Source organism: Pseudomonas sp. GW822-FHT06B12 (assembly GCF_058799675.1).
In genome coordinates this window covers 387765-414395 of record NZ_JBXALR010000001.1, presented here as the reverse complement: position 1 = coordinate 414395, position 26631 = coordinate 387765, and the positions used below count along the sequence as shown (strand labels likewise).

General features: G+C 60.7%; 20 protein-coding genes. 12 read left to right on the top strand and 8 right to left on the bottom strand.

Annotated elements, in window-relative coordinates; all coding sequences use genetic code 11:
* Positions 1-113: 113 nt before the first annotated feature.
* On the top strand, positions 114-980 hold the full coding sequence (locus AC1RKH_RS01990) for a universal stress protein (RefSeq protein ID WP_493060883.1): 867 nt from the start codon (positions 114-116) through the stop codon (positions 978-980).
* Positions 981-1077: 97 nt separating this feature from the next.
* Here the strand turns inward: AC1RKH_RS01990 and AC1RKH_RS01985 are convergent, their stop codons facing one another.
* The gene (locus tag AC1RKH_RS01985) at positions 1078-1554 is read right to left on the bottom strand and encodes a DUF1289 domain-containing protein (protein ID WP_123425339.1); all 477 of its coding nucleotides are present in this window, start codon (positions 1552-1554) and stop codon (positions 1078-1080) included.
* Positions 1555-1962: 408 nt separating this feature from the next.
* Between AC1RKH_RS01985 and acnB the strand changes: the two genes are divergently transcribed.
* Positions 1963-4563 (top strand): bifunctional aconitate hydratase 2/2-methylisocitrate dehydratase, encoded by a 2601-nt coding sequence (gene acnB / locus AC1RKH_RS01980; RefSeq protein ID WP_493061367.1) that lies wholly within the window; start codon positions 1963-1965, stop codon positions 4561-4563.
* A gap of 174 nt (positions 4564-4737) precedes the next feature.
* Here acnB and AC1RKH_RS01975 read toward each other — a convergent pair whose 3' ends face one another.
* A complete protein-coding gene (locus AC1RKH_RS01975; protein ID WP_493060882.1) occupies positions 4738-6405 on the bottom strand; it encodes a SulP family inorganic anion transporter in 1668 nt (555 codons plus the stop codon).
* Positions 6406-6523: 118 nt separating this feature from the next.
* On the bottom strand, positions 6524-7804 hold the full coding sequence (locus AC1RKH_RS01970) for a serine/threonine transporter (RefSeq protein ID WP_493060881.1): 1281 nt from the start codon (positions 7802-7804) through the stop codon (positions 6524-6526).
* A gap of 289 nt (positions 7805-8093) precedes the next feature.
* Here AC1RKH_RS01970 and AC1RKH_RS01965 point away from each other — a divergent pair, with 289 nt between their 5' ends.
* The 3 genes from AC1RKH_RS01965 (at position 8094) to AC1RKH_RS01955 (ending at position 10383) form a co-directional block, all read left to right on the top strand.
* Positions 8094-8477, top strand: coding sequence for a tautomerase family protein (locus AC1RKH_RS01965; RefSeq protein WP_123425342.1), 384 nt, complete (start codon positions 8094-8096; stop codon positions 8475-8477).
* Positions 8478-8710: 233 nt separating this feature from the next.
* Positions 8711-9235 carry a cysteine hydrolase family protein gene (locus tag AC1RKH_RS01960; protein ID WP_493060880.1) on the top strand — a complete coding sequence of 175 codons (525 nt, stop codon included), beginning with the start codon at positions 8711-8713 and terminating at the stop codon, positions 9233-9235.
* Positions 9236-9432: 197 nt separating this feature from the next.
* Entirely contained in the window at positions 9433-10383 is a 951-nt protein-coding gene (locus tag AC1RKH_RS01955; protein WP_493060879.1) for a 2-hydroxyacid dehydrogenase, read from the top strand.
* Between the two features lie 16 nt (positions 10384-10399).
* On the opposite strand, the gene tssA is transcribed toward AC1RKH_RS01955, so the two are convergent.
* From tssA to AC1RKH_RS01930, 5 genes are all read right to left on the bottom strand, one after another.
* Positions 10400-11500, bottom strand: coding sequence for a type VI secretion system protein TssA (tssA, locus tag AC1RKH_RS01950; protein WP_493060878.1), 1101 nt, complete (start codon positions 11498-11500; stop codon positions 10400-10402).
* Positions 11497-15315 carry a type VI secretion system protein gene (locus tag AC1RKH_RS01945; RefSeq protein WP_493060877.1) on the bottom strand — a complete coding sequence of 1273 codons (3819 nt, stop codon included), beginning with the start codon at positions 15313-15315 and terminating at the stop codon, positions 11497-11499. The genes tssA and AC1RKH_RS01945 overlap by 4 nt, the downstream gene beginning before the upstream one ends.
* A complete protein-coding gene (locus tag AC1RKH_RS01940; protein ID WP_493060876.1) occupies positions 15312-16079 on the bottom strand; it encodes a DotU family type IV/VI secretion system protein in 768 nt (255 codons plus the stop codon). The genes AC1RKH_RS01945 and AC1RKH_RS01940 overlap by 4 nt, the downstream gene beginning before the upstream one ends.
* Before the next feature lie 18 nt (positions 16080-16097).
* The gene (gene tssK, locus AC1RKH_RS01935) at positions 16098-17429 is read right to left on the bottom strand and encodes a type VI secretion system baseplate subunit TssK (RefSeq protein WP_493060875.1); all 1332 of its coding nucleotides are present in this window, start codon (positions 17427-17429) and stop codon (positions 16098-16100) included.
* A 63-nt stretch (positions 17430-17492) separates the two neighbouring features.
* Positions 17493-17942, bottom strand: a complete 450-nt coding sequence (locus AC1RKH_RS01930; RefSeq protein ID WP_493060874.1) for a type VI secretion protein — start codon at positions 17940-17942, stop codon at positions 17493-17495.
* A 226-nt stretch (positions 17943-18168) separates the two neighbouring features.
* Between AC1RKH_RS01930 and tssB the strand changes: the two genes are divergently transcribed.
* The 7 genes from tssB to tssH all read left to right on the top strand — a co-directional run bounded on the left by tssB (position 18169) and on the right by tssH (position 26615).
* A complete protein-coding gene (gene tssB / locus AC1RKH_RS01925; RefSeq protein WP_123425349.1) occupies positions 18169-18750 on the top strand; it encodes a type VI secretion system contractile sheath small subunit in 582 nt (193 codons plus the stop codon).
* Positions 18751-18778: 28 nt separating this feature from the next.
* Positions 18779-20266, top strand: coding sequence for a type VI secretion system contractile sheath large subunit (tssC, locus tag AC1RKH_RS01920; RefSeq protein ID WP_123425350.1), 1488 nt, complete (start codon positions 18779-18781; stop codon positions 20264-20266).
* Positions 20267-20340: 74 nt separating this feature from the next.
* The gene (locus AC1RKH_RS01915; RefSeq protein WP_123425351.1) at positions 20341-20841 is read left to right on the top strand and encodes an Hcp family type VI secretion system effector; all 501 of its coding nucleotides are present in this window, start codon (positions 20341-20343) and stop codon (positions 20839-20841) included.
* Between the two features lie 15 nt (positions 20842-20856).
* On the top strand, positions 20857-21300 hold the full coding sequence (gene tssE, locus AC1RKH_RS01910) for a type VI secretion system baseplate subunit TssE (RefSeq protein ID WP_123425352.1): 444 nt from the start codon (positions 20857-20859) through the stop codon (positions 21298-21300).
* Complete coding sequence (tssF, locus tag AC1RKH_RS01905) at positions 21284-23074, top strand: type VI secretion system baseplate subunit TssF (protein ID WP_493060873.1); 1791 nt, start codon at positions 21284-21286, stop codon at positions 23072-23074. The genes tssE and tssF overlap by 17 nt, the downstream gene beginning before the upstream one ends.
* Entirely contained in the window at positions 23038-24063 is a 1026-nt protein-coding gene (tssG, locus tag AC1RKH_RS01900) for a type VI secretion system baseplate subunit TssG (protein WP_493060872.1), read from the top strand. The genes tssF and tssG overlap by 37 nt, the downstream gene beginning before the upstream one ends.
* A 2-nt stretch (positions 24064-24065) precedes the next feature.
* On the top strand, positions 24066-26615 hold the full coding sequence (gene tssH, locus AC1RKH_RS01895; protein WP_493060871.1) for a type VI secretion system ATPase TssH: 2550 nt from the start codon (positions 24066-24068) through the stop codon (positions 26613-26615).
* Positions 26616-26631 lie beyond the last annotated feature (16 nt).

Sequence of the window (26631 nt, the reverse complement as noted above, 5' to 3'; positions counted from 1 at the left end):
GCCTGCCGGCAGACCACCAGTCGCTGCACTTGATATGCATCAAGACCCGGATTCGCGACCAGCAACTATAGTTGTGCAACGACGTGTTTTCTCATTCATCGGAGATTCCGACCATGCAAGCCATCCGCAGCATCCTGGTGGTCCTTGAGCCCTCGCCCAACGAAAGCCTGGCCCTCAAACGCGCCAAGCTGATCGCCGGGGTGACTCAGGCGCATCTGCACTTGTTGATCTGCGATAAAGAGCACGATCACTCGGCGCTGTTGAGCGTGCTCAAGGCCAGCCTGCTGGAAGACGGTCATAGCGTCACCACCGAGCAAGCCTGGAACAAAAGCCTGCATGAAACCATCATCGATGTGCAGCAGGCCGAAGGTTGCGGGCTGGTGGTCAAGCAACACTTTCACGACAACCCGTTGAAAAAAGCCCTGCTGACCCCGGAAGACTGGAAGCTGATGCGTCAGTGCCCTAGTCCGGTGTTACTGGTGAAAACCTCGAAATCCTGGGCCGGCGGGACGATTCTGGCGGCCATCGACGTGGGCAACAGCGATCCTGAACACCGCGTGCTGCATGCCAGCATTGTCGATCATGGCTTCGACATCGCCCACCTGGCCAAAGCCCAGCTGCATGTCATCAGCGCCCATCCGTCGCCGATGCTCTCGGCGGCCGACCCGGTTTTCCAGCTCAAGGAAACCATCGAAGCCCGCTACCGCGAGCAATGCAAGGCGTTCCAGGCCGAGTTCGACATCGACGACGACCACCTGCATATCGAAGAAGGCCCGGCCGATGTGCTGATTCCCCACGTTGCACATAAATTGCAGGCGTCGGTGACTGTCATCGGCACCGTGGCGCGTACCGGGTTCTCAGGCGCGTTGATCGGTAATACAGCGGAAGTGGTGCTCGATTCGCTGGAAAGCGATGTGCTGGTGCTCAAGCCACAGGAAATCATGGATCACCTGGAGGAATTGGTGACCAGCGGAAAATAAGGCGCCTGATGGATCGCTATCGCGAGCAAGCTCGCTCCCACAGTTGATCTGTGTCGTTCACAAATCCAGTGTGGGAGCGAGCTTGCTCGCGATGCTTTTAAGCGCCGGGCGCCAAGGCATCCTTAAGGAAACCCGGCGCAATGTAGCGCTGGTAATGCGCCTCCGACAGCAGGAAAAATTCCCGATCGATGGCGTCGCGCAACTCCGGCAAATTCCAGTCACGAAACTCCGGCAGCAACACCATCCCATAGGCTTCCAGATTGTTGATCACCCGCGCGCCCCTGGCGATCAACTGATACGCCCAGCAATATTCCGACTGATGGGGCACAAAGCGGATTTTCCGCTGCACCAGCTGCTCACGCAGGCGCGCGGGATCGAAAATTTCGAGTTTCCCGGCCATCACTTGCACCAACAGCTGCTCAAGACGCAGCCAGACGGCGCGCTTTTCTTCCTCGTTGTAACCGTTCCAGTGAATCACTTCATGGTGGAAACGCTTGCAGCCGCGGCACACCAGATCACCGTAAACAGTGGAACAGAGGCCGACGCAGGGAGTCTTGATGGTTTGATTGGGCATAGGTAGGCAAAACGCGAGAAAGCAAAACAGGTTGGCATGTTAGCCCTTTGTCTAACATTCATCACCCCTCAAAGTTCAGGGCCTAACTTACCTTTAATTTTTTTTTGCCGTAGAATCAGCCAGCCTTTTAAGGCGCCAATGTCCGTTAGAAGCTGTTTTCAAAGCGTCACGAGCACAGTCGTTCCTTCAGAGCGGTGTTGGCGAAGGGTTTTTCCAGCGGGGAAAAGCCTAACGCCAACCCTCATCAGCTCCCCGTTCTGCAGGCGTAAAACTTTGAAAGCAGCTTCTGTAAGGAATTGCCGGTAATTCTGGCTAAGCGGCCCACAACGCCACGCAGCGCATGAGTACGGCAATTTCGGGATGAGCGTCCCGGACACCCATTTGGGACCACTGATGAGGGTAATAACTGTGCTTGAAGCCTACCGCAAACATATCGAAGAGCGTGCAGCACTGGGTATCGTTCCCCAGCCGCTTAACGCCGAACAAACTGCAGGCCTGGTCGAGCTGCTGAAGAATCCCCCGGCTGGCGAAGAAGCTTTCCTCGTTGACCTGATCACCAATCGCGTTCCGCCTGGCGTGGACGAAGCAGCCTATGTAAAGGCCGGCTTCCTGTCTGCGTTGGCCAAAGGCGAAGCCACTTCCCCTCTGATCGACAAAAAGCGCGCTGTTGAACTGCTTGGCACCATGCAAGGCGGCTACAACATCGTGACGCTGGTTGACCTGCTCGACTCCGCCGAACTGGCTCCAGTCGCTGCCGCGCAACTCAAGCACACCCTGCTGATGTTCGATGCTTTCCACGACGTCGCGGAAAAAGCCAAGAACGGCAACGTTCACGCTCAAGGCGTACTGCAATCCTGGGCTGACGGCGAGTGGTTCAAGAACCGCCCGGTTCTGGCCGACAAGATCAGCCTGCGCGTGTTCAAGGTCACCGGCGAAACCAACACCGACGACCTGTCCCCTGCTCCTGATGCCTGGTCGCGTCCAGACATCCCGCTGCACGCCCTGGCCATGCTGAAAATGGCCCGTGACGGCATCGTGCCGGATGAGCAAGGCGTCACCGGTCCGATGAAGCAGATCGAAACCATGCGCGGTGAAGGCTTCCCTATCGCCTACGTCGGCGACGTAGTGGGTACCGGTTCTTCGCGTAAATCGGCGACCAACTCGGTGCTGTGGTTCTTCGGCGACGACGTTCCTTACGTGCCGAACAAGCGTGCTGGCGGTTTCTGCTTCGGCAGCAAAATCGCTCCGATCTTCTACAACACCATGGAAGATGCCGGCGCACTGCCAATCGAATTCGACGTCACCAACATGAACATGGGCGACGTAATCGACCTGTACCCTCATGCTGGCAAAGTCACCAAGCACAACAGCGACGAAATCCTGACCACCTTCGAAATGAAGACCCCGGTCCTGCTCGACGAAGTCCGTGCTGGCGGTCGTATTCCGCTGATCATCGGCCGTGGCCTGACCGAGAAGGCGCGTGCCGAGCTGGGTCTGCCACCGTCCGACCTGTTCAAGAAGCCGGAAGCTCCGGCTGAAAGCACCAAGGGTTTCACCCTGGCGCAGAAAATGGTCGGCAAGGCGTGCGGCGTAGTTGGCGTTCGTCCAGGTACTTACTGCGAACCGAAAATGACCACCGTCGGTTCCCAGGACACCACTGGCCCGATGACCCGTGACGAACTGAAAGACCTGGCATGCCTGGGCTTCTCGACCGATCTGGTCATGCAGTCCTTCTGCCACACCGCGGCCTATCCAAAACCGATCGACGTCACCACTCACCACACCCTGCCAGACTTCATCATGACCCGCGGCGGCGTTTCCCTGCGTCCGGGCGACGGCATCATCCACAGCTGGCTGAACCGCATGCTGCTGCCGGACACCGTCGGTACCGGTGGTGACTCGCACACCCGTTTCCCGATGGGCATCTCGTTCCCGGCCGGTTCCGGCCTGGTCGCGTTCGCCGCAGCCACTGGTGTGATGCCACTGGACATGCCGGAATCGATCCTGGTGCGCTTCAAAGGCAAAATGCAACCGGGCGTCACCCTGCGTGACCTGGTTCACGCCATTCCTTACTACGCGATCCAGGCTGGCCTGCTGACCGTAGAGAAGAAAGGCAAAAAGAACGCCTTCTCTGGCCGCATCCTGGAAATCGAAGGCCTGGACAACCTGAGCATCGAACAAGCCTTCGAGCTGTCCGACGCCTCGGCCGAACGTTCGGCTGCCGGTTGCACCATCAAGCTGTCGAAAGAGTCGATCACCGAGTACCTGAGCTCCAACATCACCCTGCTGCGCTGGATGATCGGCGAAGGCTACGGCGATGCGCGTACTCTGGAACGTCGTGCTCAAGCGATGGAAGCCTGGATCGCCAACCCTGAGCTGATGGTTGCCGATGCTGACGCCGAATACGCTGAAACCATCGAAATCGACCTGGCCGACATCAAAGAGCCTGTGCTCTGCGCGCCGAACGATCCGGACGACGCCCGTCTGCTGTCCAGCGTTGCTGGCGAGAAGATCGACGAAGTGTTCATCGGTTCGTGCATGACCAACATCGGTCACTTCCGCGCTGCCGGTAAACTGCTGGATCAGGTCAAGGGTCAGCTGCCAACCCGTCTGTGGCTGTCGCCGCCGACCAAGATGGACGCTCACCAACTGACCGAAGAAGGCTACTACGGCATCTACGGCAAGGCTGGCGCGCGCATGGAAATGCCGGGCTGCTCGCTGTGCATGGGTAACCAGGCTCGCGTTGAGCCGAACTCCACCGTGGTTTCGACCTCGACCCGTAACTTCCCGAACCGTCTGGGCGATGGTGCCAACGTCTACCTGGCTTCGGCCGAGCTGGCGTCGGTGGCCTCGATCCTGGGTCGCCTGCCGACCGTCGAGGAGTACATGGCCTACGCGAAAGAAATCGACACCATGGCCAGCGATGTCTATCGCTACCTGAGTTTCGACCAGATCGCCGAGTTCCGTGAAGCTGCAGCGAACGCCAACATCCCGGTCGTTCAAGCCTAACGCCTGTGGCGAGGGAGCTTGCTCCCGCTCGGCTGCGGAGCAGTCGTAAAATCAGCCACCGTATTCTATCTGAATACTCGCGGTGGCTGATTTTTGGGCCGCTTCGCGACCCAGCGGGAGCAAGCTCCCTCGCCACAAAAAAACGCCGTGCATCGTAAGGTGCGCGGCGTTTTTTTATGCCGGAAGGTTTTGCCCTGAATCATTGAGCGCCAGCTGTACCGCGCCATCCACACTCAAGCCACAGAGAACGACTTGCGAACGCTCGGCCTCAGGCAACGCCGACAACACCGTTTGAGCCTCGTCCTTGAGCCGTGCCAGCAGCAACCGTTTGCCTTCAATGCGGACTCGCAGAAAGAACTCCTCCAACGCCTCGATACTGGTGCCATCCAGGTCTGGCGACTCTTCCAGGCTGAGAATCACCGTGTGAATCGGCGTTTCAGAGTGTCGAATCAAGTGTAATGCGCCACCGAGAATTCGCTCCACGTTAGCAAAGAACAACGCCTCGCTCGGTCGCACAATCAACATCCCCGGCACTGCCTTGGCCAATGGATGACGTTGTACGTCGACAAAGTCGTGTCCGGTGCCGATGTGCCCGAGAATCTGGATATCCGCCGCCGACATCTGCTTGAGCATCAGCAGCACACTGATCGCCACCGCCACCAGCAAACCGTCCAGCACCCCCAACACCAACACCGCCGCCACGGCGCAGATCACCAGCAGGCGATCGCGTCGCCAGATGAAATAGCGCCCCAACGGTTGCAGGCTCAAGCCGCGAGCCAGTGCATGGGTGACGATCGCGGCCAGGATCGGCTCAGGGGTCAAGGCAATATAAGGCAGCACCGTCAGGACGATGATCAGCACCACCAACGCTGCCACGCCACCGGCCAAACGTGAAGTCGCGCCGGCGGCCTCATTCGCGGAAGTCGCGGAATACCCCGCCCCTGCGGGCATCCCGTGAAACAGTCCGGACAGCAGGTTCGACGCCCCGAGCGCCAGCAGATCCCGGTTCGAGGACACCCGATCACCATGTTTAAGTGCGAAGGAGCTGATCGAGCCGTAGGACTCTGCATACAGGATCATCACCATGGCAAAGCCCAGCTCCCCCAGGCGCAACCAATCGGCAAAGGGCAACACCGGCAGCTTCGGAACCTCCAGGCCGAGGTCGATCACCCCGATCAGCCTGACCCCATAGGCCGGCAAGTTCAGCCATTGTCCCGCCACGATGCCGATCACCACCACCAGCAACCCACCCGGCAAGCGCCGGAACCGCCCAAACAACCACAACAATGCCAACGCCACCGCGGCCACACCGGCGGCGGCCCAGTTCCACTGCGGCAGTTGCTCCAGCAGCTGCGGCAAAAAGCGAATCACGTTGCCGTCGCTCAGGTGCACCCCGACCACGCTGGCGAGTTGTTTAAGGATGATCGTCAGCGCCAGGCCAAAGGCAAAGCCGCGCAATACCGGCTTGGCGATAAACGACGTCACGCTGCCGAGTTTGAACAACCCGGCCAGCAAAAAGAACGCGCCTGTGACCAGAACCAGCCCGATGGCCAGGCTCGCGCGCAGTTGCGGATCGCCACTGGCCAGCGTCGCGGTAGCTGCCGCCAACACCGCAGCTGACGAAGAAGTCGCGGAAACAATGGCAAACCGGCTGGTGCCAAACAGTCCATAGCAGAGTAACCCGGCGAACAGGGCGATCACCCCCGCCTGCGGCGCCAGGGCAGCGATACTCGAATAGGCGACAGCCTCGGGCAGCAGCAATCCAGCAATCGATAACCCGGCCAACAGGTCCTGCCAGCGATTGGGTTGCTCGACAGGATTTGGGGGTGAGACGTTCGGCAATCCAATGTCTCCGATCAACGGGCGAAAAAAAAGCTGCTGCACGTATCACGCGCAGCAGCCACTGTAGCTGTCAATCCGGCACTGCGCGAGCAGTCCGGAATCTTTTGACCTTCGCCTATCAAGCGGTCAGCGAATAAATCAACGCCGAAATCGCCACCAGGCCCACCAGTGTCACGAAGACGTTGGAGGCTTGGCCGCGATAACGCGCCATCGCAGGCACCTTGCGGATCGCGTACATCGGCATCAGGAACAGAATCGACGCGATGACCGGGCCACCGAGGGTCTCGATCATCCCCAGGATGCTCGGGTTCAGCGTGGCGACGATCCAGCAGACCACCAGCATGAACGCCGCAGTCATACGGTCCAGGGTCTTCGGTGTCGGGCGACGACCGCTCTTGACGATCAGCCCCTTGAGGCCTTCGCTGGCGCCGATGTAGTGACCCAGGAACGACTTGGAAATGGCCACGAAGGCAATCAACGGTGCGGCGAACGCGATCGTCGGGTTGCTGAAGTGGTTGGCCAGGTACGACAGGATCGACAGGTTCTGCGCCTTGGCCTCGGCCAGTTGCTCTGGCGACAGGGTCAGCACACAACTGAAGACGAAGAACAGCACCATCACCACCATCAAGGCGTGAGCGCGGGACAGGATTTGCGAGCTGCGCTCTTCTGCGTGCACGCCATAACGACGCTTCTGGTCCACCGCAAATGCCGAGATGATCGGCGAGTGGTTGAACGAGAACACCATCACCGGAATCGCCAGCCACAACGTGTGCAGCAGCGCCGACGGTTCAGGCAAAGTGCTGGCGGTGGCGAGAATACCGCCGTTCCAGTGCGGAATCAGGAACACCGCCAGAAACAGCAGCGCCACGATGAACGGGTAAACCATCAGGCTCATGGCCTTGACGATCATCTGCTCGCCGCAACGCACCACGGCCAGCAGCCCAAGAATCAGCACTAACGACAGAATCGCCCGTGGCGGCGGCATGATGTGCAACTGATGCTCGAGGAAACTGCCCACGGTGTTGGTCAGGGCGACGCTATAGATCAGCAGGATCGGGAAGATCGCGAAGAAGTACAGCAAGGTGATCAGGGCGCCGGCCTTGATCCCGAAATGCTCTTCGACGACCTCGGTGATGTCTGCCCCCGCACGACCCGATAACACGAAGCGGGTCAGGCCACGGTGTGCGTAAAAGGTCATCGGGAATGCCAGCAACGCCAGAATCAACAGCGGCCAGAAACCGCCAAGACCTGCGTTGATTGGCAAAAACAGGGTACCCGCACCAATCGCCGTGCCAAACAGGCCCAGCATCCAGGTGGTGTCATGGCGATTCCAGCTGCTGAGGCTCGCTGGTGCCGCCGCTTCATAGCGTTCATCAACGCTATTGGCCTGATCATTCATCCGGTCAGATCTCCGCATTCCGGTCACTTGCCACTCGGTCAGGACGAGTCAGAAAAAGCTGACAGGCAGCGCCCTGGCCGAAACAGGGGCGCGATTGTCCGGGATTAATGAGCAGAAGCAAAGACTTAGCTGAGGAGTGGTTATGCGGATCAGATGCTCGGCAATGGCTTTGAGCGCCACAGCCCACAAAAACCAGCGCCTGGGCGCGAAAAATCCGAAAAAGCTGCTTGAATCAATGTTTTAACGAAGCCACTCAATCTGCCTGGCTACAATCTGACGGAGTGATGCCATGCCACTCGTTCGTGTCGACATCAAAAAACACCAGAACCCGACCTTCGCCAAACGCGTTGGCGAGCTCATCTATGCCGCCATGCGCAGCGCTATCGGCGTCCCTGAGCATGATAATTTCCAGATCCTTGCCGAACACGATGAACTGCACTTCATCTTTGATCCGGTCTACCTGGGCATCAACCGCAGCGACAATCTGGTCATCATCCAGATCAGCCTGAACGAAGGCCGTACCCTGGAGCAGAAAAAGCTGCTCTACAAGACCATTGCCGAAAGCCTCAACACGGAGTTGGCGGTTCGTCTGGAAGATGTCTTCATCAATCTGGTGGAGGTCAAGAAAGAGAACTGGTCGTTTGGCAACGGGGTCGCTCAATACGCGAGCTGAGCACACTCAAGAATCGCCCTGCAGCTCCATTGACATGTTTACTGAACCCACAGCATGATCGGCCTCATGAACTTCTCTGTGCTGAACCTCACCCGCACCACCACGACCGCTTCCGGCGGGTCGTGTGGTGGCTGGCTGAAATGAATACAGCGCAGTGAACCCCAGGCCCCGCCAGCAATGGACGGGGCCTTGTTGTTTCTCCCGTCCGTTCGGCACTTCATGGAGAAACACCTATGTCATCGGCACTTTTGATCATCGATATGCAAGTCGGTCTGTTCAACGGCCCGGACAAGCCCCACGACGGCGAACGAGTGCTTGCCAACATCCGGCAACTCATTCACCGGGCCCGAGAGCGCGAAGTACCGATTTATGCGGTACGACACACCGGCCCTGAGGGTTCGCCCATTGAGGCTGGCAGTGCCTTTTGGCACTTGCTGCCCAACCTTGAACTGGACGCCAGCAGCGACATCCTGTTCGACAAAACCAGACCCAATGCCTTTTACGCAACGTCCCTGGCGCAGCAACTACAGGCGAGCGAGATCAATGACCTGTTCATTGTCGGCATGAAAACCCAGTACTGCATCGACAGTACCTGCCGAGCCGCGGCCGACCTGGGATTCAATCCCGTGCTGGTGGCCGACGCCCATACCTGCATGGACACACCTATACTGCCGGCGCAGGTAATCATCGAACACCATAACGCGACCTTGAACGGCGCATTCGCCAAAATAGTGAACACAGCAGACGCCAGGTTCTGATGCGTTGAAAAGATCGCAGCCTTCGGCAGCTCCTACATTGACCACGTTCGCCGCAACGATTGTGATCCTGTAGGAGCTGCCGAAGGCTGCGATCCTTTGATCTTGCTTCTATTATTGGAGATTGCCAAACCGCTCTGTAGTCAGCAATCTGAACCGACATTCGAGCCCCGACATTCCGATGCCTTCAGGAGCCCAGCATGCCTACAACCGTCCTGGTACTGGTTGAAACGATCAACGACTACCTGCCGATCCTCGAGCATCAAGGCTTCCACCTGATTCTCGCCCCTACTCCCGTCGAACGCGCCCAAGCCATCGCCACTCATGGCGGACAAATCGATGCGGTGCTGACGCGTGGGCCACTGGGGTTGTACGCCGAAGAAATCGCCGCGCTGCCGAACCTGAAGATCATCTGCGTGATCGGCGCCGGTTACGAGCAGGTCGATTTGCAAGCCGCCAGCGACCGGGGCATTACCGTCACCAATGGCGCCGGCGTAAACGCCTCGTCGGTGGCCGATCATGCGATGGCTTTGTTGCTGTCGTTGGTGCGTGACATCCCTCGGTGCGACGCGGCGGTGCGACGCGGTGAATGGCCGAAGATCATGCGCCCGTCACTGGCCGGCAAACGCATAGGCATTCTGGGCCTCGGTGCCGTCGGCATGGCCGTCGCCAAACGCGCCGCCAATGGCTTCGACATGACGGTGAGTTACCACAGCCGCCAGTTGCTCAGCGACGTACCCTACGACTTTTGCTCGACGCCCACCGAGCTGGCTCGGGCCTCCGACTTTCTGATCGTTTGCACACCGGGCGGGATCGGCACACAGCATCTGGTCAACAAGCAGGTACTGGATGCATTGGGGCCCCACGGATTTATCGTCAACATTGCCCGCGCCAGCGTGGTTGCCACCAGCGATCTGATTTCCGCGCTTGAGCAACGGCGGATCGCCGGTGCCGCACTCGATGTATTCGATGCAGAGCCTCAGGTGCCGGATGCGCTCAAGGCATTGAGCAACGTGATCCTCACACCTCACGTGGCCGGCCTGTCACCGGAAGCAACCCGGGGAACCGTTGAACTGGTCGGGCAGAACCTGATGGCGTTTTTCTCCGATCGTCCGGTGTTGACGCCGGTCAAGTTACCCGAGCCGCTCTGAGAGGACACGGCGGGGGTTAGAGAACCCCCAATAACGTCCAGAGTCGACGCGACTCCGCGTCAGCCGATATCAACTCGCCCAGCAGTTCGCTAAGCGGTTTATTGCCCCACTCCACACCGCGCTTGATCAAGTAAGGCACCGGGCTGTGGGGCTCGGTTCGCGCCAGGTATTCGGCAATCAGCAACAGTTGCCGATAAGCCTCTTCACGATTCACCGGCTCGCGCATTGCCTGCTGGGCTGGCGCAATCTCCGGCTCCAGAGAATCTTGTGGCGCCGGGACCTGCGGTGGCTCGACCGGGGCTTCGGCGGGTTGACGTGGATGCATGGCGATGAACTCCTGAACGAGCGTCAACAGCGCCTCGATGATGTCCTGCAACGATTTGTAGCCTGGCGCCTGATTGCCCAGGTAGGCATCACTCCAGTCCTGGAGCCGTTGCAGATGCTGCAAGCTCAATAACAGGCTGCCCTGGCTGCGCAACCAGAATGACAGCGGCGTCGCACGAATCTGTTCGGTGAGTTTTTTCTGCTCGTTGCGAGCGGTTTCAGCCGACGTTTTCGCCGCCTTGGTGTCATTGACCATCACCTGCTGCACCTGCAAGCGTCGCCAGTCATCCAGACAATAGCTCGCAAATTCGCTGGTGCGAGTGTCGAACAGCGGCACCCGGGTGAGCAGGATTTCACTGTAGCGGCGCGCCAGCCATTCGAGAGGAATTACCCGCCACGACTGGTCGCCCTCCTCGGCCTGCGGGTGAAGTTGCTCGGGGTAGCGTTCACATAAACCCGCCACCAGCGCCAGACTGCCCGGCAACCCTTCCAGACCGTCCAGATGCAACCAGGCCTCGCCGAGCCAGGCACTGAGCATCAAGTCCTTGCTGCGTTCCAGCAACAAACGGGTGGCGAGTCTTGCCTGTTCCGGCCATTGAGCACGCTTGATCGACGACTGCCAGACCCCGGTCGGCAAGCTGGTATCGTCCTCGCGACGCAGTTCGCGCAACTGGTCGAATTCAGGCTCATAGCGCAGGTCCTGACCACAGGGCATTTCGTCGCTGATCGGTTCGATCAACTGCGTGATCAGCTCCGGCAGCGGCGATGACAATGATGGTGACGGTAGACTCACAAGCCCTCCTCGTTCGTTACGATGGCTGCCGTCGAACCCGTCGACATAAAGGGTGAACGCGGAGCACGCGTCGGCAACGGTTGAATCGACAACGGCAGTTTCGATCCCTGAGTCATCCATGACAGGCGCATGAACATCTGCGTTGGTCCCTCAATGCTGCTACTCGCGGTGACCGGCAAGCGCAAGGTCAGCGGAAAGTCCGTGTAGTCCATGCTTGGCTGGCGCTGATTCGACTGGTGCGAGCGCATCAGGCGCAGCAACGACCAAGGGCCGCCGTATTCCCAGCCGGCCTCCAGATCCCGGATCACCAGGTTCGGTTGCAACGGGTCGCTGACCGGACGCTGGGGGCCATTCCTGGCCCAGCGCAAGGTCAACCTGACGGGTTGGCCGACCATCCAGCGCAGGTTCTGTTGCGCCTCGCCGGGATAGCTGATCTGTTGATTGCCGGCATTCAGGCCCCAGGCAATGACCTGATCGGCGCCGCGTTCTTCCTCGCGATCAGTGCGCCAGCGCACGTCCATCTCCACCCCCAGAATGCCGCTCTTGTCTCGCACAAACAGCGGCCCGAGCCAGGTGCTGGCCTGTTTCAAGCGGTTGAGAAAGTCCTCCGCGGCCAAACGCTCCGGCGTCTGGCTGAGCAACAAACCGGCTTGCGCCACCGGCAGGCGCTTGTCGATCAACTCCAGCAAATGCTGGACCCGCGCCGGGTCGGCATCGGTGACCTGTGTGCCATTGGAGAACGGAAAACGCTCGGCCAGGTACTGATTGAAGTAATTGGCCAGGTCGTTCCACGCCGCCGAAGCCTGTTGCTGTTGCAGCGACTGGCAACGCTGCATCGCGGTTTGCTGCAGCTCCTGAGCCCTCAGGGCCAGCGTCCCACGGCCACCGGAAAGGTTGGCGGTTTGCAGGATCTGCGCGCAGGACCCGGTATCCATGTCGATAAAGTCCCGGCTCACCAACTGTTCGATCTGTGCCGGAGAACTGGCGGGATTCTGCTCCTTGTACTTGAGCAGTTCATCGTTCAAGGCACTGAACTGCACAACCCGTTCGTAATCCAGGCCCGACAGATTTTGCTGCTGGACCTTCAGCCACTCCAGCGCCGGGGTACGTTGTTCGGTAATACCCAACATGGTGTTGAACTGCTGCTTGAGGCTCAGTTTCAGGTCCTGCACATCGCTGGCGCCGTACAGCTGCAAGCCGAGGTTTTTCGAACCATCCCACCGAGCAATACTGGTCCTTTCGCTGAACAGCGGCTGAGCGATTATTTCGTTCAGACCACTGGCAACCTCGGCCAACGCCCGGCGGTTGAGCGCGTTCTGCAAGCGCGTGGCCAGGTCACTGCGCCGCAACTCGATAAAGGCTTTCTGCAACGCCACGGCCTGCGAGACCTGCACATTGAACCCTATGCCTTGCTGCGCCTGGCCACCCTGCTCCTCCAGGCTGAGCCACATCGCCTTGGCCGCTGCCCCTTCCGCCGCCTGGAGCAGCGCGCCTCGGTAAGCCGGCGGGATACGTGGCAACTCTTCGCTGGCGTAGCTTTTGTAACTGGCGAAGTAATTCAACGCACTGTTGAGACCATCATTGTCGGCGCTCTGATTCTGTGAAGCACTGAGGTCGGAATCATCCTGACGCAGTGCGATGGCCACGAAATCGCGCTTGAACAACGCCTGCACGGCGTTGTTCAGCTGGCTGACATGCTCTTGCAACACCAGTTGTCCGCTGCCTTGCTGAATCAGCAAATTGCCACGCGAGCCGGCCTGGGCAATCCATTGATCGCGAAAGCTCTGCTGCAACTTCGAGGCCTGCATGTCCAGCTGTTGCTCCAGTTGCGGCCCGAGCAAGGCGCTTTGGCGGACTTTATCCATCATCTCGCGGTAGCCCGGCACCAGGTCCTGGCCTTTGCCACGCCCCCACGCCGAGTTGGTCAAGCCAATCAACGCTTGCAGGTCGTCAATCAGCGCCCTCAAGTCCTCGAGTTCGCTGAGGGAATTGCCACTGCCCGACTCCAGCCGCTCCAGGTGCAACTTCAGGTAACCGGCCTGGCGCACAAAGTTGTCAGCCAGAAAGTACTGGTCCAGCCAGCGCTCCATGAGGCCTTCAAAATTCGTCGCGATGGACGAGCGCTCCGTGCTCAGGTCCAGCGCTTTCAACCCGCTGGTATCGGAATTGAGCAACACCCGATTATAGAAGGCCGAGCGACGCAACGTGCCGACGTTGAGGTTCAGCGACAAGGCGTTATTGCTGAGCAGCACCAGATCATCGAGTGGGGTCCGGGGATTGTTCAACGCCTGATTGAACCACTGATTCTGTTGCTCGAGACGCACCGCGCGCTCCACCAGTTCCTTGGCCTTGACGTAGTTTTGCCATTGCGCCGGGTCTTCGCTTTCCACGTTCACTCGGCGTTCGGTATTGCGGATCGCCTTGAGTTGCCCCAGGTCCGACACCAGCAACTCTTGCAGCGGCACCAGCAACTGCCGCTGGGCAGTGAGCCGCAGTTCGTCTTCCATCTGTGCATCCAGCGAGGAAAACCAGGACGTGGGAAAGACCACCGAGGTGAAACTCCAGCGCGGTGCCCTTTCCAGTACCCGCCAGAAACCCTCGACGTTGCGTCGCGTCGGTTCCAGCCGATGGGCTTCGTCGGTGACCGCGACATAGTTTTTCTGCGCGCCTTGCAGCAAGCGCGACAACTCATGGGCATCCTTGACCGAGTCGTGCCAGACCCAAACCATACCGATCGCCCAGACCAGCCCGACCACCAGCGCCACCACGCCAGTCACCCGTTGCCAGCGTTGGCGCAGCCGTAAAAGACGCGGTACGACCTGCGCCACGCCACGTTCGGCGACAATCCGTCGCTGCCACAATTGCCGGGCAAACGCGCTCTGCTGCATCACCGTGTCGTAGGCCGAGAAACTGTCCTGGGTACTCTCTGGCGCTTGATTGGCGGTGAAATAAATCCCGCGAAAACGCGGAGCCTCGCCTTGTGCATTGCCCTGAAAGACCGGTTCAAGCAGGGTTTGCAGCGTGCGCCGGACCGCTTCGAAGCGGTCCGGCACGGCAAACAACTCGCTGCTCAAATGCCCGGACAAGGCACCGATCTCGATGATCGATTCGGACAATGCCCGGTGCACCTGATCCAGTGCCTGATCACTCCATTGCGATTGCCAGACCGCCTCAGGCGAATACGGCGACGACCAACCCAATGCCCGTTCCCGCGCCTCGGCCGGTAACGCGCCAATCAATTCCTGAAAGCCCGGCAGTTCCTCCATCCCGGTGACGACCACGTACACCGGCAGGCTCAGCCCGAAACGCTGTAGCAGATCGATGAAGCGCCGCCGTGCCGCCAGACCGAGGCTGGCCGCCTGCTGCGGATCGCCCAGTTGACTGAAAGGCACGGTCCAGATCACCGCGTCCAGCGGCCGCTTGCTGCGCAGGCGCACGATCAACCCCAACAGACGCCACCAGCCGCCCCGTTGCAGATTCAAGCCTTCATCAGGCAGGAACAGCGCCTGTGGCACCACCAGCACCGCGCCCTCGGGGTCCGACCACCAGCGCCCGAACCAGGCGGGTTTGTCGGTGGGCTGCAAACGCCATTGGGCACACAGTTGAGTGCCCTGGGTTTCGTTGCCGAGCATCAGCAGCCAGGGAATCTGATAGCGATCCTGGGTGCCTTGCTCCTGCTCCATGTGCCGGACCGACAGATAGAAACTGCGAATCGCGGCGCCACTCTGGGTCCGTAACCACCAGACCGCCACCAGTAGCAGCGTCAGCAGCAAAAGCACCACGACGACGGTCAAGACAATGCCCAGGGTGCTCATGAGTCTTGCTCCTGGGCCGCTGCCGTTTCGGAAAGGTGCATGACCGGCTCAAGCTCCTGACGAATGTCGCGCCAGAACATCTGCCCCAACCCTGTCATCAACAACACCACGCCGAGAATCGCCAGGCCCAGACGAAAACCGTCGGGTAGCGACAGACGCATGGGCAATTGCACGGGAACGACCGCCGAAGGCTGCTCCAGCCTGGCGCTGACATCGGCGTAATCGGGCTCGTGTTGCCAGGCGAAGGCAAACAACGCCAGCCGCCACTTCTCATGCTGGAGCTGATTCTGCTCGCCGCGCAGACGCCCTTCGAAACCCAGTACCAGGCACTGCAAATAGACATTGGCCAGATCCCGGGTAGTCGGCACCTGATCGTCGAGCAATGCCTTGATCGCCAGCGGTAGCCGTTCGCCCGCCTGACGGCTGGCGTACATCCGCGACTCCAGCGGTTTGTCCTGCCAGGCGAGCTGACCCGGCCAGGGAGCGAACAACAGGGTTTCGTCGATCAGCGCGACAAACGCATACACCACGGCGGTCACCTGCTCGGTGGCGGCATCACCGACTTTGGCGAATGCCGTTCGCCACAAGCGCTGGGTAATCTGTGTCGAGAATTCGACGACGGACTCGACCAACGCCTCATCGTCACTGTCTTTGGACTGTTCGTTCCAGGCCTGCGACCACTCTTGCCAGGCCTGACGAAAAGCACTGCTCAGCGGCGCTTCGTGGAGGCCTCGCGCACCGCTGCCGACGTTCCCTTCAGGCATTTGACTCCCCTTCCCTGATCAAGCGTTTTCATTGGCTTGAGCGACAAACAACACCACTTGCCAAGGGCTGCTCGCCAGCTGCGATGCCGGCGCGACAATCTGCAACGGCAGTTGCCCGTCGAACCATTGCCCCTGTGCGGAGACCACAAACAACCGGGTGTCGTCGCCCACGCTGTAGGCCACCTGCTCGTTGCGATTCATGGCTTCATGCGTCAGCCCCCTCATGCGCTGTCGACCGAGCAAGGCAATGTGCGGCGCAGAGGCGATGATCGCCCGGCTCAACCATTCACTCGCAGACTGCTCACTCGCGCCGTTGGGCATACGCAAGCCAATCACCAGACGCTGGCTCGGTTGATCGTCGGGCAACTGGATCGAAAAGAGATGTTCGTGGCGTTCGAACGGCAGGCTGCGATAGCCAGCGCGAATCAGTTCCAGGGTATTTTCCAACCAGTCGAGTACGCTGTCGTAGCCACGCTGCAACTCGAGAAAGTCCAGCGCCGCAAAGGCCGGCACACCCGCCAGTGGATCGAGCGCCGACCAGACGCCGGCCAGCCCGAGCAACAGGCCATACAGCGCTTGCGGTGTCGCCAGCCGGCTGTTCAACAAACCCTCGACCTCCGGTAGACGCGCCCAGAGTGCCGTCAGCTGGCGACGAATTTCTGCTGCGTCATCCTGGTTACCGGCCTGCTGCGCCTGGCGCAAGCGACCGGCCAGAAACATGCATTTCTCCCGCGTCCGGGCACACAGACCGGCGACCCGCCGCCCCAACGCCGACTCCGGCAACAGACACGGTGTCGGCGCCGTGTAGGGCAGTTGCAAAAAGCCGCCGCCTTCCTTGCGAACACGCAGCAGCGGCAAGCAGATCGAGTCCGCCTTGTTCAGCTGCGTGCACAAACGCGGATTGGGTCGCCATACCGTGATCGATTCGGGGTATTGACCGCTGGTGAGGTCTGGCAGCGCATCGCCGACCACCGATTGCAATCGTCCCGTGAGCGGCAGTAATTGCCCGGCACGCCACAACGGGCTGACCGCCAGGTACACCGTCACGGTGGCGTTGTCCGTTGCATCGACCGCTTCGCTGACATCGAGCTCCAACATCGGCCCCGCACCGGCCTGCACATTCACTGGCAAACCATCCGGCAACGTCGCCTGCAAAGCGAGCAACCTGACGTGCCCGGCACTGAGTGCCGAGGGGTCGATCTCCAAATGGGTGACACCCCAGAACCAGGGGTTGCAGGCCTTGGCGAAATACGCGGCCAACGCTTCGGCGCGTAGTCCTTGCAACTGAAAATGCTGGGGCAGCAATTGCATGCCCTCGTGCCAGCAAACCGCGTCAGGTAGCAAACTCATACGATTCCCTTCGACGTCGAATGTCGCCGCTTGCCAGCGGCCTGGCGATCTGTTCAGTGCGGATCAGTGCGCAGTGTCGCTGACCAGTGTCATCTCGCGACTGTCGAACTTCAGCCAGGCCTTGCTCTGATCGTCCAGCCGAAGTCGGTGCGCTCCGGGTGTGTTATAGCTCGCGAAGATCAAAAGTCCAGCCGCGCGCTTGCCGCCCAGGGGAAAGGGTTGTTGATCGATGAACTGCCCGGGAACCAGCTCCAGCCCCCAGACGGTCATCATCTGCCGGTAGTCGCGCTGAAACTGCTCGCGCTCGCTGAACCATTGCCGAGCGGTCATGGCCGACAGCTGCTTGAGCAGGTCTGGATCATTCACCGCCACGAAATCCACGGCAATCGGGGTGTCGTCATTGGCATGGGCGGCGACGTCCAGGGTCAGGCTATCGAGATCGACTCGCGGCCCGAACAACGAACAGCCTGCGAGCAACAGAAACGGGAGAGGACTAAAAAAACCTGCGCGCACAGTGAATTTTCCTTTTCTGATGACGGTCAAAAATTGTTTTTGTTTGCTTTTTTATAGACCTGTTCTAGCGTCTTGGGTAGTTCGGTCAGCACGACGAATGTGGAAGGTTCGTCAAGGGAATGACAGGTCCCACTGCCTCCCTTTCTAACCTACGGTTCAGCAAGGGAATGCGATGAGCGGGCCTCCCGAAGCATTGCTCCCACCCAATGCATCGGAGTCCGCCACCATGGCAGAAAGTACTCAGCACAAGCTCGACAGGGTCCGTCCGCCCCGCGTGCAAATCACCTATGACGTTGAAATAGGTAACGCCATCGAGAAGAAAGAATTGCCTCTGGTGGTCGGCATTCTTGCCGACCTCTCCGGCAAACCTCTGGAACCACTCCCCAAGTTGAATGAACGGCGTTTCACCGAGATCGATCGCGACAACTTCAACGAAGTGCTCGCCTCGATCGCCCCCCGCGTCACGTTGCAAGTCAACAACACTCTCGGCGGCGACGACAGCAAGCTCAACATCGAGCTCAAGTTCGGTCATATCGATCATTTCGACCCGGTCAAAGTGGTCCAGCAAGTGACGCCGTTGCGGCGCCTGTTCGAAGCGCGCCAGCGTCTGCGTGACCTGCTGACCAAACTCGATGGCAACGATGACCTGGACAAACTGCTGCGCGATGTCATCGCCAACACCGAAGGCCTGCAAGAGATCAAGTCGGCTCGGCCTGAAGCTGCCGCACCTGCCAGTGATGCCGAAGCAACGCCGCAAGCAGCCGCACCGGCTAGCGATGCCGACGCAGCGCCGGACGCACAAGCCTGATCGTTTATTCATTTAGGGAGAAATTGCCATGCCCGCCTCATCCAGCGCTCAGGCCCAAGCCAGCGAAAGTGTGAACGAGACCTTGTCTCTGCTCGACCGAATCATCGCCGAAGGGCGAATGGCCCACGACGACAGCCAGAAGGATTACGCCCGCGACATGCTCGCGGAGTTCGCCACCCAGGTTCTTGACAAAGGCATGGCCGTCGACAAGGACACCGTGGCGATGATCAATGACCGCATCAGCAAGATCGACGAGCTGATCAGCGCCCAGCTCAACGAAGTCCTGCACCATCCGGACCTGCAAAAACTCGAAGCCTCCTGGCGTGGCCTGCACCTGCTGGTGCAGAACACCGAAACCAGTTCCCGGCTGAAACTGCGCTTGCTCAATGTGACCCAGAAAGAACTGCAGAACGATCTGGAAAAAGCCGTCGAGTTCGACCAGAGCGCGCTGTTCAAAAAGATCTACGAAGAAGAATACGGGACCTTTGGCGGTCATCCGTTCAGCCTGCTGGTCGGTGACTACACCTTCGGCCGGCATCCGCAGGACATCGGCCTGCTGGAGAAACTCTCGAACGTCGCCGCCGCTGCCCATGCCCCGTTCATTGCCGCTGCCAGTCCGCGGCTGTTCGACATGCACAGTTTCACCGAGCTCGCGGTGCCGCGTGATCTGTCGAAAGTCTTCGAGAGCCAGGAGCTGATCAAGTGGCGCTCCTTCCGTGAAAGCGAGGACTCACGCTACGTGTCGCTGGTGCTGCCGCACTTCCTGCTGCGCCTGCCTTACGGCCCGGAAACCTTGCCGGTGGAAGGCATGACCTACATCGAAGACGTCAACGGCAGTGACCACAGCAAATACCTCTGGGGCAATGCGGCCTGGGCCTTGTCGCAACGTATCACCGAAGCCTTCGCCAAGTACGGTTGGTGCGCGGCGATTCGTGGTGCCGAAGGCGGTGGCGCAGTCGAAGGACTGCCGGCCCACACGTTCCGCACCACCTCCGGCGATCTGTCGCTCAAATGCCCGACCGAAGTGGCAATCACCGACCGTCGCGAGAAAGAGCTCAACGACCTCGGCTTCATCGCCTTGTGCCACAAGAAAAACAGCGACGTGGCGGTGTTCTTCGGTGGCCAGACCACCAACAAGTCCAAGGCCTACAACACCAACGAGGCGAACGCCAACGCGCGGATCTCGGCCATGCTGCCTTACGTGCTCGCGGCGTCCCGCTTCGCGCACTACCTGAAGGTCATCATGCGCGACAAGGTCGGCAGCTTCATGACCCGCGACAACGTGCAGACCTACCTCAACAACTGGATCGCCGACTACGTACTGATCAACGACAACGCCCCACAGGAAATCAAGGCGCAGTACCCGCTGCGTGAAGCCCGGGTGGATGTCTCGGAAGTCGCCGGCAAACCGGGCGTCTATCGAGCCACGGTGTTTCTGCGGCCGCACTTCCAGCTCGAAGAGCTGACGGCCTCGATCCGCCTGGTCGCCACCCTGCCGCCACCGGTAGCAGCCTGACCTGCCTCCCGCCGGCCTGGCCGGCGGGATTCCCTTTGTTTATCTAGCGCGTTTTTCTTCAGGAGTTTCATGCGATGGATGCAATTATTCTCGACCTCGGCGGCGACATCAAAGGCGACAGCCTGCTCGAAGGTTACAAGGACAAGATCGAAGTCATGTCCTACAGCCACAACGTGGCGATGCAGGTGACCAACGACGTCAGCAACTCGGAGCGCACCTCCGGCAAGCCGCACATCGGCGAGTTCACGCTGACCAAGTTCGTCGACAGCTCGACCCCGTCTCTCAACGAGTACTGCTGCGCCGGCAAACCGATCCCGGAAGCCAAGATCACCATCGGGCGCAACGCCGCCGAGGGCAGCGGCCAACTGATGCCTTTCATCATCTACACCCTGACCAACGTGGTGCTGTCCAACGTCAGCGTCAGCGGTGGTACGGGCGGTAAACCGGTGGAAACCCTCTCGCTGAACTTCACCAAGATCAAGTGGGAACTGACCGCCCAGAAAGACGATGGCACCAAGGAAGGCACGGCCGCTTCGACCTGGGACATGGCCGCGAACAAGCTGATCAAGGCCTGACGGAGTACCCCGAAAATGACCGGCACCGGCATTCTGCCGCCGCTGTTCGAACGCCTTGCCGCCAGCGAGGCGGATACCGTGCAGGCGTTCGATCGCCAGGCACTGTTGGAGTCGGTCCGTATCGAGTTGCTGCGTTTGTTCAACACCCGCCGTGGCCAGCGCCCGCTGACCACGCCACCCAGTGTGCTTGACTACGGCATCGCTGACTGGACTGCACTGCAGCAACAGCGCAGCGATGACCGCCGTCAACTGTCGCGGCAGATTCGCGAAGCCATCGACCACTTCGAACCGCGCCTGCAACTGGGCGAGGTCGACGTCACACCCGTGCCCGAACACCCGCAACAACTGAGCATCAGGTTGCAAGGAGAGCTACGCAGCGGCAGGCAGCATTGGCCTGTCGCATTCGTCATCGAGAAAGCCGGCGATGGCCTTGAGGTGCGCCATGAGCGACTCGATTGACACAGAACTGCTCGATTACTACCAACGGGAACTGACCTGGCTGCGGCATGCCGGGGGCATTTTCGCCGAACGCTATCCCAAGGTTGCCAGACGCCTGGAGCTGTCTCCCGGCGAATGTCCGGACCCGCATGTCGAACGCTTGCTGGAGGGTTTCGCCTTATTGGCTGCGCGCCTGCAACGGCGACTCGACGACGATTACGCCGAGTTCAGCGACGCGCTGCTGGAACAACTGTATCCGTTGACGATGCGGCCGCTGCCCTCCTGCGCCATCGTGCAATTCGAGCCGGATCCGAGCAAGGGCAACCTGGCCGGTGGTTATCCGTTGCCGCGCGACACGCCGTTGTTCGTCACCACCCGCCAGGGTGAAAGCATCCATTTTCGCACCAGTGCTGCCGTTCACCTCTGGCCGCTGGAAATCAACGAAGCATTGCTGCTGGGAAGCGACGAGGCCCAGGCCCTGACCGGCGTCGCCCAGGCGCGCTCGGCCCTGCGCTTGAGCCTGAGCTGCCTCGGTAAACACCAGTGGGCAGAGCTCGGCATCGAGCAGGTGCGCCTGCACCTGGCCGCGTCGCCGGTGATCAACGCCAACCTGTACGACTTGCTTGGCGCCCATGCGATTCAACTCCTCGCCGGACCACCAGGCAGTACGCCCAGGCGGTTGGCAGGGCTGCCGAAGATCGTCGGTTTCGGCAACGATGAAGTGCTGCTGCCCGATGAAGACGGCGTGCATCCGGGGATGCGTTTACTCGCCGAATACTTTGCCTTTCCGGACAAATTCAATTTTTTCGACGTGCCGCTGGCGGGTGTAGTCAGCGACAGCCAGACGCTGTATCTGTACATCGTTTTCGACCAGGCACCCGGCAGCCGCCTGCACTTGCAGGCCAGCGATATCGCACTGGGTTGCGCGCCGGTGATCAACCTGTTTCCACGGACCTCCGAACCGCTACGCCCGGACGGCACTCGCAGCGAATACCGCCTGGTTGCCGACAGCCATCGGGAAAACAGCGTCGAAATCCACAGCATTAGAGCCATGCGCGCCAGTACCTCTCAGGGTGTGCAGCGCGTGCCGGCGTATTACGGCAGCCAGCACGGTGGCAACCATCGCTGTTACTGGCACGCCCGGCGAATCAGCGGCATGACCCCGAACCGCTTGGGCACCGACCTGATGCTGAGTCTGGTGGACACCCAGCTTGATCCGTTTGCAGAGGTTGCCGGACTCAGCCTGACCGCCGAGTTGCTTTGCACCAATCGGCACCTGGCCCAGAGCCTGTCGGCCGGAACGCCGCTGGGCTTCGAGCGGCCGGGGCCGATCGCCGCGGCCCGTCTGCGCAACCCGCCGAGCCGGCAAAGCCTGCCGCGCCTGGACGGTGAGTCACGCTGGCGGCTGGTTTCGCAACTGACCCTCAATCATTTGTCGCTGGTCGAAGGTCCTCAGGCGCTGGACGCTCTCAAGGAAATCCTCGCGCTGCATAACCTGCGTGACGGGGCCAGCGCCCGGAGGCAAATCGAAGGCCTGCTGAGCCTGAGCTGCGAGCGCGTCATTGCGCATGTCGGTGAAGATGCCTGGCGCGGGTGGCGCAACGGTCTGGAAGTTCGCTTGCAGCTCGATCCTCAGCATTTTGTCGGCAATAGCGCGGTGCTGTTTTCAGCGGTGCTGGCGCAGTTTTTCTCACTCTATGCCACGGCCAATCGCTTCGTGCGCACAGTACTGGTTGAATCAGACAAGGAGATCAAGGCATGGCAACCCCAAGCCGGCATGCCGCTCTCCCTCTGAGCCTGAGCCAACGACTGCGCCACGATCCCCAGGCGTTCGAGTTGCTGCAGGCCTTGTTGCTGCTCGAGCGCGAGCATCCGCAAGCCGAATCGCTGGGCAGCGGCACTGCACCGCAGGCTGAAGCACTGCGCTTGCGCGGCCCGCTGACGCCGTTGTTCGCCGCCAGCCAGGTTGAAAGCCTGACCGACGAAACGGGTCACAAGCCGACTCTCACCACTCCGGTTTTCGGCCTCGGCGGCCCAGACGGACCACTGCCCTACGCCTATCAGGAATGGCTGCAACAACGGGCCCGCGCCAAGGATTATGCGCCGGCCGAGTTCCTCGACCTATTCCAGCACCGCCTGCTCAGCCTGCTCTACAAAGTGCTGCGCAAACACCGGATTGCCGTGGGCTTTTCAGTGCCGAGCGCGACACCAGTGCACGCTCAGTTACGTGCGTTGACCGGCCTGTTGCCCAAATCCCTGCACGAGCGTCAGGCGATTCCCGATGCCGCCGTGCTGGCGTGCAGCGCGCTGTTCGCCGACGGGCGCCGTTCGCTCGCAGGCTTTGCCGCGATCGTGCGCGAACAGTTCGAATTGCCGGTCGAGCTCAGCGCCTACGACGGTGCCTGGCGCGAGATTCCACCCGCCAGTCGCAGCCGCTTGCAGCCCGGCGGTCGCAACCTGCAACTGGGGCGTAGCGCCGTGGCCGGCACGCGGGTCTGGGACGAACATGCCGGAATCCGCATGACCCTTGGCCCGCTGACGCCTGCCCAAGCCGCCGCCTTCTTGCCGGACGGTGAAACGCACGCGGACTTGGCCAGCCTCAGCGCGCTGTATTTCGGTCCGGACCTGGATTGCACGCTGGTGCTGCTGGTCCGTGGCGCCAGCCCGATAAAACTCGGTCGCCAGACGCCACCGCTGTTGAGCTGGAACGGCGGCCTGCAACGCCAGTCCAGCCTCGCCCTGCAACGTATCGAGACTCGTCTTCGTCAGCTGGAGATCACCTGAACATGGAACTGGCCAGCCTGATCGGACGCCTCAACCCGGACAACCGCCGCGCTCTGGAACGGGCTGCCCAGCGTTGTCTGCAACGCGGTCATCATTACGTTGAAATCGAGCACCTGTTGCTCGAATTGCTGGAGATCGAAGGCGGTGACTTCGCTTACCTGCTGCCGCGCTTCGGCCTGGAACGTGATGCCCTGACGGCGGAAATCAACAAGGCCCTGGAGCTGTTCAAGACCGGCAGCACCCGCACCCCGGCACTCTCGGCGCAGACTATTGGCCTGCTGGAGGACGCCGTGGTGCAGGCCAGTGTGCTCGGCCTTGAGAGCATCCGGTCCGGCCTGCTGCTATTGGCGCTGCTCGACCGTGATGAACGTCGCAGTCTGTTGCTCAACAGCGCTTCGTCGCTGCTGCGCATTCCTCGGGACGCCCTGCGCAGCAACCTGCTGGAGTGGACCGAAAGCTCCCGCGAACACGTTGGCGGCGCCCGCCCGGTAACTGCAGCCGCAGGTAAACCTCAGCAAAAACAGGACTCGGTGCTCGACCAGTTCACCCAGGACCTGACCGCCGACGCACATGCCGGGCGCATCGACCCGATCGTCGGGCGTGACGGTGAAATTCGTCAGTGCATCGACATCCTGCTGCGCCGTCGCCAGAACAACCCGATTCTGGTCGGCGCGCCGGGCGTTGGCAAAACTGCGGTGGTCGAAGGCCTGGCCTTACGCATCGCCGCCGGGGACGTGCCACCGTCGCTGCAAGAAGTCAGCCTGCGGGTTCTCGACCTCGGTCTGTTGCAGGCCGGCGCCGGGGTCAAAGGTGAATTCGAGCAACGGCTCAAAGGGGTGATCGACGCCGTCCGCAGCGCTGAAAAACCGATCATTCTGTTCATCGACGAAGCCCATACCCTGATCGGCGCCGGGGGTGTCGAGGGCGGAAGCGACGCCGCCAACCTGCTCAAACCGGCACTGGCCCGTGGTGAACTGCGGACCTTGGCCGCGACCACCTGGCTTGAGTACAAAAAATACTTCGAGAAAGACCCGGCCCTCGCCCGACGCTTTCAACTGGTCCAGGTCGAAGAACCGGATGAAACCACTGCCGTGGAAATGCTTCGCGGGGTCGCCGCCAAACTCGAACAGCACCACGGCGTGCAGGTGCTGGATGCGGCGATTCATGAGGCGGTGAAACTGTCCCATCGCTACATCTCCGGCCGGCAACTGCCAGACAAAGCCATCAGCGTCCTCGACACCGCCTGTGCGCGGGTCGCCCTCGGGCAACACGACGTACCGCCGCCGCTGGAAAGCCTGCGTCATCGCCAGCAAAGCCTCAAGGATGAGATCGAACGCCTGCGTCGCGAACAAGCCACCGGCCTCGATCACCGTGAACGCATTACCGTGCTGGAGACCGAGTCCATCAGCAACGTGCAGGCCATTCGCGAACTGGAGATCCGCTGGAGCGAAGAACGCGTCGCCGTGCGCGAGCTGCTGGAAACCCGGCGCGAACTGTTGGCCTTGAGCGAACGCGCCGACAGCGACAAGCCGGACGACGTCACCGACGGACGCATCGACCATCTGGCCGCCGAACTGCTGCGCCTGGAAGCCGGTCTCGACGCCATTCGCCAGGACGACCCGCTGGTGCCGGAGCAGGTCGACGCGAAAACCGTCGCGGCGGTGATTGCCGGCTGGACCGGCATCCCGGTCGGCAAGATGCTCGCCGATGAAGCCCACGCCGTGCGCACCCTCGGTCAACGCATGAGCCAGCGGGTGATGGGCCAACGCACCGCGCTGAACACTATCGCCCAACGCTTGCAGGCGTATCGCGCCGGTCTCACCGACCCGCAAAAACCGGTCGGGGTATTCCTGCTGGTTGGCCCCACCGGCGTCGGCAAAACCGAAACCGCCTACGCCCTGGCCGATGCGCTGTATGGCGGCGAACGCAACCTGATCAGCATCAACCTCTCGGAATACCAGGAAGCCCACACCGTCAGCCAACTCAAAGGCGCCCCACCCGGCTATGTCGGCTACGGCAGCGGCGGCGTACTCACCGAAGCCGTGCGCCGCAAACCCTATTCCGTGGTGCTGCTGGACGAAATCGAAAAAGCCCACCCCGATGTATTGGAGGCTTTTTATAACGTCTTCGACAAAGGCCTGATGGAAGACGGCACGGGGCTAGTAGTGGATTTCAAAAATACCGTGATGCTCGCCACCAGCAACGTCGGTGCCGAGCTGCTGCTCGACACACCGACCGCGCACTTGGACAGCGATGCGTTCAACGAAGCCCTGCACAAAGTCCTGCTGAAAGCCTTCCGCCCGGCGTTTCTCGCGCGCATGACCGTGGTTGCGTACCGGCCGCTGGATGAGGTGACGCTGGAAGGGATTGTGCTGGCGAAACTGGAGAAATTGCGTGGGCGGTACAAGGCGGCGACCGGGAAGCAGTTTGAGTTCGATGCCGGGATTGTGCAGGCGGTGTTGGCCAAGTGCAGTGCGGCCGGTGCGAGGGATGTTGAAAATGTGTTGATGACCCAGGTGACAGGGAAACTGGCGGAGTGGGTGCTTGAGTAAGCAGAAAGCGCTGCCC

Excerpts from the sequence above, each read along its gene's own strand:
- AC1RKH_RS01990 (WP_493060883.1), top strand. The coding sequence starts at position 114 with ATGCAAGCCATCCGCAGCATCCTGGTGGTCCTTGAGCCCTCGCCCAAC.
- AC1RKH_RS01985 (WP_123425339.1), bottom strand. The coding sequence starts at position 1,554 with ATGCCCAATCAAACCATCAAGACTCCCTGCGTCGGCCTCTGTTCCACT.
- AC1RKH_RS01970 (WP_493060881.1), bottom strand. The coding sequence starts at position 7,804 with ATGAATGATCAGGCCAATAGCGTTGATGAACGCTATGAAGCGGCGGCA.
- AC1RKH_RS01965 (WP_123425342.1), top strand. The coding sequence starts at position 8,094 with ATGCCACTCGTTCGTGTCGACATCAAAAAACACCAGAACCCGACCTTC.
- AC1RKH_RS01960 (WP_493060880.1), top strand. The coding sequence starts at position 8,711 with ATGTCATCGGCACTTTTGATCATCGATATGCAAGTCGGTCTGTTCAAC.
- AC1RKH_RS01955 (WP_493060879.1), top strand. The coding sequence starts at position 9,433 with ATGCCTACAACCGTCCTGGTACTGGTTGAAACGATCAACGACTACCTG.
- AC1RKH_RS01945 (WP_493060877.1), bottom strand. The coding sequence starts at position 15,315 with ATGAGCACCCTGGGCATTGTCTTGACCGTCGTCGTGGTGCTTTTGCTG.
- AC1RKH_RS01940 (WP_493060876.1), bottom strand. The coding sequence starts at position 16,079 with ATGCCTGAAGGGAACGTCGGCAGCGGTGCGCGAGGCCTCCACGAAGCG.
- tssK (WP_493060875.1), bottom strand. The coding sequence starts at position 17,429 with ATGAGTTTGCTACCTGACGCGGTTTGCTGGCACGAGGGCATGCAATTG.
- tssB (WP_123425349.1), top strand. The coding sequence starts at position 18,169 with ATGGCAGAAAGTACTCAGCACAAGCTCGACAGGGTCCGTCCGCCCCGC.
- tssC (WP_123425350.1), top strand. The coding sequence starts at position 18,779 with ATGCCCGCCTCATCCAGCGCTCAGGCCCAAGCCAGCGAAAGTGTGAAC.
- AC1RKH_RS01915 (WP_123425351.1), top strand. The coding sequence starts at position 20,341 with ATGGATGCAATTATTCTCGACCTCGGCGGCGACATCAAAGGCGACAGC.
- tssE (WP_123425352.1), top strand. The coding sequence starts at position 20,857 with ATGACCGGCACCGGCATTCTGCCGCCGCTGTTCGAACGCCTTGCCGCC.
- tssF (WP_493060873.1), top strand. The coding sequence starts at position 21,284 with ATGAGCGACTCGATTGACACAGAACTGCTCGATTACTACCAACGGGAA.
- tssG (WP_493060872.1), top strand. The coding sequence starts at position 23,038 with ATGGCAACCCCAAGCCGGCATGCCGCTCTCCCTCTGAGCCTGAGCCAA.
- tssH (WP_493060871.1), top strand. The coding sequence starts at position 24,066 with ATGGAACTGGCCAGCCTGATCGGACGCCTCAACCCGGACAACCGCCGC.